This is a genomic window from Arthrobacter sp. SPT-J7 (assembly GCF_059089965.1).
The window spans coordinates 1-5,819 of record NZ_JBNHFF010000205.1 but is presented as its reverse complement, the minus strand read 5'-3'; the positions used below and the strand labels follow the sequence as shown (position 1 = coordinate 5,819).

The following is a 5,819-nucleotide window of genomic DNA, read 5'->3' as shown; positions in this document are numbered from 1 at the left end:
CACTCCGACCGCGGTGGCAGCTGTTTCGTCACCGTGGATCTCGGCGTAGGCGACCCGTGAGTGGTCGTCGATGACCGTGTGCACGTAGGCGGTGCCGCCGGGGCACCGTTAACGACCTCACGGCAGTGAGGAAGGCAGGAGTTACAGCAGTACGCACCGTCTCAATGGTCATCCCCTCCAGCGGTGTGACGATCCAGTCTGCTTGCACGGGCCCGCATGGGGGCAAAAGTTTTGGGCTCCGGAACGACGACCTTTGGGGAGCGTACCGCCAATGGATGAACAACCAACTGGCAAAAGAGATAACCCGGTTGAGGAGGCAGTCCTTATCCAGTCGGGTTACATTTAGGACGCACGAATGAAGCCTTGGGGGGGGTATAAGTGACGGCATTTGTCGGACCACGCAAAGCTGAGCTGTTTTTGGATGAATATGGGATTCTTCAGCTGAAGTGGTCGCGCAACGCAATCATCCAATCAGGTGATGCTGAGGCAGCCATGCACATGGTCAACGAGCTATGCGGACATACGGAACGCCCGCTGCTGGTGGACATGGCCACAACGTCAGCGGTCAGCCGGCGAGCGCGCGCTGTCTTCGGCCAGACCTGCCAGGCATCACAAGTGGCGCTGCTGGGCACTTCACCGGTAGACAAAGTCGTCGCGAACTTTGTTTTGGCAATGAACAAGACAACCCGTCCCAAACGCTTTTTCACCTCACGGATGGAAGCAATGGCGTGGCTAGGGAAAAGCACCACCGTGTGACCTGAAGCCCCTTGGGAATGAGCGGTCGCACTTCGCCCCTGGGGCCGCGGCCCGTCCGCCCAGGGTGGTCCCTGACACGCCGGCCTCCTGGCGCGGAGTCCCGGGAAAGGGCTAACGCCTGGGCGGCCCTTCGCCGGGTCTTTGAGCAGATCATCACGCGGCCAAACCTGATCCTTTTCTCCATTCATGCATCCCCTAAAACCGGATGCGCTCGACGTTGTTCATGCAGCGGTGACGGCCACAGTGCGGGTCGCGAGTACCTCACCGGTGATCCAATGCTGGAAGTCGATGGCAATGGTGTATTTTCCCGCTGCCGGCGGGCGCAGCAGGAAGTCGAACTTCTCCGCCGCCCCGGACTTGATGATGCTGGTCAGCAGCGGTTCTCCTGCAGTGGACGGCTGAACGGCAGGCCCTGCCGGGCTGGGGGTGTTCCAGAACGGACGTCCGTCGTGCCCCACCAGTTCGGCGATGGCCGCGGGCTTTCCGGCGGCGTCCAGAAACCGTGTGCGCGTGGGGAAATAGTCCACATTCACCATCCGCACCAGTGTGGGCGCCTTCTTGCTCGTCACCACGTTTGCCTGCATACGGGAGACTGCCCAGACCCGGTCGCCCCGGGGCCGGGCGGGGATGACGCCGCCCAGCAGAAAGAAGTGGCGGGGCTCAAAGCGGTTGAGGCCTGCGTCCTCACCGGACAGGCCCTCTGCATGGTTCATTTCATGCCATCGAGGGTCGACTGAATATGGAGCGATCAGCGTTTCCGTCGCGATGTCATACAGCGGACCTTCGAACGAGTGGCGGCGGGTTCCCGTAGGGGCCGGTTTTGCCGGGTTTGCCGTGGGATCGACGATCACCGCTCCGAACATGCCCATTTGGACGTGGAGTGGAGTGTTGACGTGGCAGTGGTAGAAGTATGTTCCTGCCGCCCCGCGGTTCGGGTTGCCTGGTTCTGCAGCCTCTGGCCGCCACTGATAGGTGTAGTGTCCTGACACCTCGAAGGACGTGTGGCCCACACCGTCATTGCGGGGATCCGGTTCGAGGCCGTGCCAGTGAAGGGTATGGACGTTTTTGCTGGGTTTGATGGTCGCATGAAAGATTTGCCCTTCCGTCACCCGCACAACCGGCCCCGGCAGCTGCCGTCCTGACTTGTCGTTTTCAAAGCTCCACACCTCGTGCTCCGAGCCGTCCGGGAAGTCCAGTTCCCTGCTGAAAAAATCCATCTCGACTGAGACGTTGGGGCGGAGAAGGAATTCGGTCTCCGGGCTGCCCTCATGGGGCTGGTCCGAAGCGAAGTCCACCTGACTGCGGAAGGTGTGGTGGGCCTCGTCCTCTACAGTGCTTGGTAGGCCAGGCTCCGGTATCGGTCCTGCGGCGAGCACCCAGTCGGACATCAGACCGCCAGGATAGAGGCCTCCTGCCGCTGTCTGTGATGGCTCAGCGTGGCAGTGCATGGGATACTTCCAGTCTTCGGTCCTGGCATCCCACACTTCGTCAATAACTTCAGGCGGACGCCGGACCGGCAGCATTGCTTCCTTGGTTTCAAACGGCTGCAGCTGGACGGTGTCCTCCCACTGCTGAAGGATGACATCACCTTGGGGGCTGACTCTGCCACCTGTACGGGGAAAGTCCATGCCGTTGGCCCGTACCGTCCACACGTGGTTCCCGTGGTAGTGCAGCTGATGGTCGGTGATACCGGCATTGACCATTCGCATAAGTTGCCCCGTGCGGACTGCACCGGGCTGGGGGGACGCGCTGAAATTCCGCACATCCGTTTCCCTGGGAAAACCTGAGGGGAGCGTGTCCTCCTCCCGGTGCTCGTTAAACACCTCATCGGTAGTGAGCGCCAGCGCCTGGAAGCCGGAGTAGCCGTTGAGCGTGAAGTACCGCGGCACGGCAGGGGTGGTGGCCGCATTGACGGTCTGCCCTCTGGAAGCGATACGCGCCCAGTTCGGCTCGACATCATGGCACAGCCACAGCCACTGACGCTCGAACTCGATGCCACCAGGGCTAAGGCGCCACGCATCACTGGGGTCGATGACAACCAAGGCACCGTACAGGCCAAGGGTTCTTTCCACGGGCTCATTTCCTGGGTCGGAGAACAGGTACGTGCCAGGCGCAGGGGCCGGGAACTCCAGGAGTCTCCTTTGCCCTGGACCGACAACACCGCTGCTGATGTCAGTCCTGGCTCCACCGGGAGTGTTCACACCGGCACCGTGGAAAAGCAGTTCGTGTGGTTGCAGCAAATTATTGTGCAGCATGATGCTGACGGTACTTCCCGTTTCGGCGATCAGCGCCCGCTCCGGAAAGTAGCTGGCCCAGTGGGCCCGGCGGGGCAGAAACTGACGCTCGAACTCGGGGTCCGGACTCAGGGGCCGGGGCCTGCCAAAGGGGGGAACAGGAGCATTAAGGGGGTAGTGCCGGCTGGCTACCACCGCGCCGGCGGCAGTGAAGACGTGCGGGCTGATTTTCAGCGCGGGATTCGCGTCCGTTGTCGGAGTAGCCCTATCACCGAAGCCCCGGTGGTAAACCAGCGATCCGTCCACCATGGGAAGGAATCCATCATTGATGTACATATTCAGTGGGCTCATGACAAGACCTCCATAGTGGTCACCGGCGGCATAGCGAGCCGTAGAACGCGCTCGTGCGCGCCGTCAGAGAACTCAAGCTCAAAGGTATTCAAGGAATGCGGAGCTAAGTAGCTGATCCGGATCCGTTCCCTGGCGTTTGCGTCGAGCATGCCGGGAATGCGGTCGAAATCCTTGGGCGTGACCGTTGTGCCTGACGGCGCCAGTTTCAGTCGGAGCTGGGCGGGACTGAACAGTACCGGCTCCGGTCTTTCGTTGTAGATATCCGCTTCAAGCACCAGCACATCACCCCAGGTGAGGTTGATGGGTTGCGGCCAAGCCGCGTTAAGGAGTGCGTCGCCGTGACTGTGGCCGCCGCTAGTTGCCGACGCCCCGCTGACACGGATTCGACCGGAGTCTGGAGCGCCTTGTCCGCTGAAGATTGACCCTGTTGTTATGTGGTTGATTGCTGCGCTGTGGCCCTGCGCATCCAGGCGGGGCAGGCGGCTGACGCGAACAACCGAGACCTTGCCGAACGCCGTGCGAACCGTTGTTTCGGCACTTCCTTCGGCGATCGTGACGGCACCGTACGTTACACCGGCCAGGAGGACCGCTGCTCCGCCAGCCACCTTGCCAAACTGGCGGCGGTTCAATGCCTTGTTAAGGGCCGCGCCCTGCAGAAATTTCATGGCCACTCCGTACCGTCTTTTGGATAAGGCCAAAGTAGGGAGTCCGAGTTATAGAAACCTTGAAGTTTCCAGGACGACTCACGGTGCAAGTTGGCTGTTGCCAGGTGCGTTAACACTGAAATGCTCAAGGTTGCATCAATTACTCGCTTTGATGGACAAACTCTCTTCCTCTTAACGAGACCGCTCCCTAAGGTGGGTCTAGAACTTGTTCAGGGGGAGCAATGATGAACATAAACATGTGCGTAGAAGCAGTCGCAAACGAGGATGTCCGAGAGCCATCCGCTTCCGGGTCGTCGGCAGAGAATGACACATGGACAGGAGATGCTTTCCTGGCGACTCCACGTCCACCTCGCTTCCGTAGAGAAGATTGGCCCTGATCCAAACCCCCTCACGCACAGAGAAGTCGTTTCGAATGCGTCTGTACACCGGCGGTTGGCGTTAGGTTGCTTTCGACAGCTCACCGGAAGCAGGCCCAAAAGAAACTACTGATGAGGGCGTGTTGCGCTACGAGGATTAGGTGAGCGTCTAGACCGCGAGCTTCCAGTATGGTCGCTGGGCCCTATTGCCGCGGAGTCGTGATGGAATCACGGCGCACGAGGGGGCAGCTCAGAACGGTCGGGTGAAGTGCCATGAGGGTAAGGTCGGTTTTCCCCTCGACGGCGTCAATCAGGTGCTCGATGGCCCAGGCGCCCATTTCGTAGTGAGGCAGGGCCACGGTGGTGAGGCCCGGGTAAAGGTTGGCGGCGATCAGTTCCTGATCTTCGAAGCCGACCACTGAAAGGTCAGCCGGGATGTTGAGTCCCAACTCGGCAACGGCGCGGTAGGCTCCCATCGCCATCCGGTCGTTGTAGCAGAACAATGCCGTAGGCATATCGGCGCGGTCCTTGCCTGCCAGGATACGCCGGGCCGCCTCGTAGCCTCCCTGCACCTCGGAGACCTCGGACTCGACAGGTGCCGCTTCGCCGTCGAGCCCTGCTTCAGCGAGCGTAGCCCGGAAGCCCCGGAGGCGCTCATGGGTTGCAGGAACGTCGTCGATGTTGTTGATGAAGCCGACACGGGTGTGGCCCGCTGCGAGGAGCGCTTCCACTGCGGTGCGTGCACCACCCTCCTCGTCAGGAATCACGGCTGTGATGTTTCCGCCGCTAGCCACGGAGTCGACGAGGACCGAGGGTACGCTGCCGAGGTTGGCCGGTAGTTCCACATTGCGGTGATACATCGTGGCGTAGAGGATTCCGTCCACCCGGCGTTCCAGGAGGGCCTCGACGTCGGCCTGCCGGGATGCCAGGCTTGCGGAACCGGAGGTGTTGATGATCATGAGGTTGTATCCCCGGGCCTTGGCGGCCTCGTCAGCGCCGAGGATGATCCGGCCCGCATGGGGCGTGGTGGCGATATCCTCGCTGACCAGGCCCAGCATGCCGGTCCGCTGCGTGCGTAGGGCCTGGGCCAGGCGGTTGGGCCCATAGCCCAGCTCCTCGGCCGCTGACCTGACCTTGTCCCTGGTCCCGGGGCTGATCCGTGCATAGGAAACGTCGTTGAGGACGTGGGAGACAGTTGTCACGGACACTCCGGCGGCAACGGCCACATCCTTGATACCAATGTTCTTGTTGCTCACTTGTCTCCCACGTCCTTATGGTTTGCCCCTCGGGGTTACCAGTAGGCTACTCGTTGCTTTGTCTAGCCCTTGACGGCGCCGAGCGTCATTCCTGCGACGATCTTGCGCTGCAAGAGGAGGGCCAGGATGATGACCGGGACGGAGTAGACGGCGGCAAGGGCCGTCATGGATCCCCGGTCCAGGCCGAACTGGGTCTGGACA

4 protein-coding genes and 1 pseudogene are annotated in these 5,819 nt (G+C 61.3%); 1 reads left to right on the top strand and 4 read right to left on the bottom strand.

Annotated elements, in window-relative coordinates; genetic code table 11:
- The first annotated feature begins 378 nt into the window (after positions 1 to 378).
- On the top strand, positions 379 to 756 hold the full coding sequence (locus tag AC5RWX_RS29395; protein ID WP_494099761.1) for a DUF7793 family protein: 378 nt from the start codon (positions 379 to 381) through the stop codon (positions 754 to 756).
- Between the two features lie 221 nt (positions 757 to 977).
- Here AC5RWX_RS29395 and AC5RWX_RS29390 read toward each other — a convergent pair whose 3' ends face one another.
- From AC5RWX_RS29390 to AC5RWX_RS29375, 4 genes and pseudogenes are all read right to left on the bottom strand, one after another.
- On the bottom strand, positions 978 to 3,341 hold the full coding sequence (locus AC5RWX_RS29390) for a multicopper oxidase domain-containing protein (RefSeq protein ID WP_494099760.1): 2,364 nt from the start codon (positions 3,339 to 3,341) through the stop codon (positions 978 to 980).
- Positions 3,338 to 4,006, bottom strand: coding sequence for a hypothetical protein (locus AC5RWX_RS29385; protein WP_494099759.1), 669 nt, complete (start codon positions 4,004 to 4,006; stop codon positions 3,338 to 3,340). Before AC5RWX_RS29385 ends, AC5RWX_RS29390 begins: the two co-directional genes overlap by 4 nt.
- A 559-nt stretch (positions 4,007 to 4,565) precedes the next feature.
- Entirely contained in the window at positions 4,566 to 5,618 is a 1,053-nt protein-coding gene (locus AC5RWX_RS29380; protein ID WP_494099758.1) for a LacI family DNA-binding transcriptional regulator, read from the bottom strand.
- 62 nt (positions 5,619 to 5,680) lie between these two features.
- Positions 5,681 to 5,819, bottom strand: a pseudogene (locus AC5RWX_RS29375) (carbohydrate ABC transporter permease); the annotation flags it as partial.

Bases quoted from the DNA above. Each gene is read 5' to 3' on its own strand.
- AC5RWX_RS29390 (WP_494099760.1), bottom strand. From the start codon at position 3,341: ATGAGCCCACTGAATATGTACATCAATGATGGATTCCTTCCCATGGTG.
- AC5RWX_RS29385 (WP_494099759.1), bottom strand. From the start codon at position 4,006: ATGAAATTTCTGCAGGGCGCGGCCCTTAACAAGGCATTGAACCGCCGC.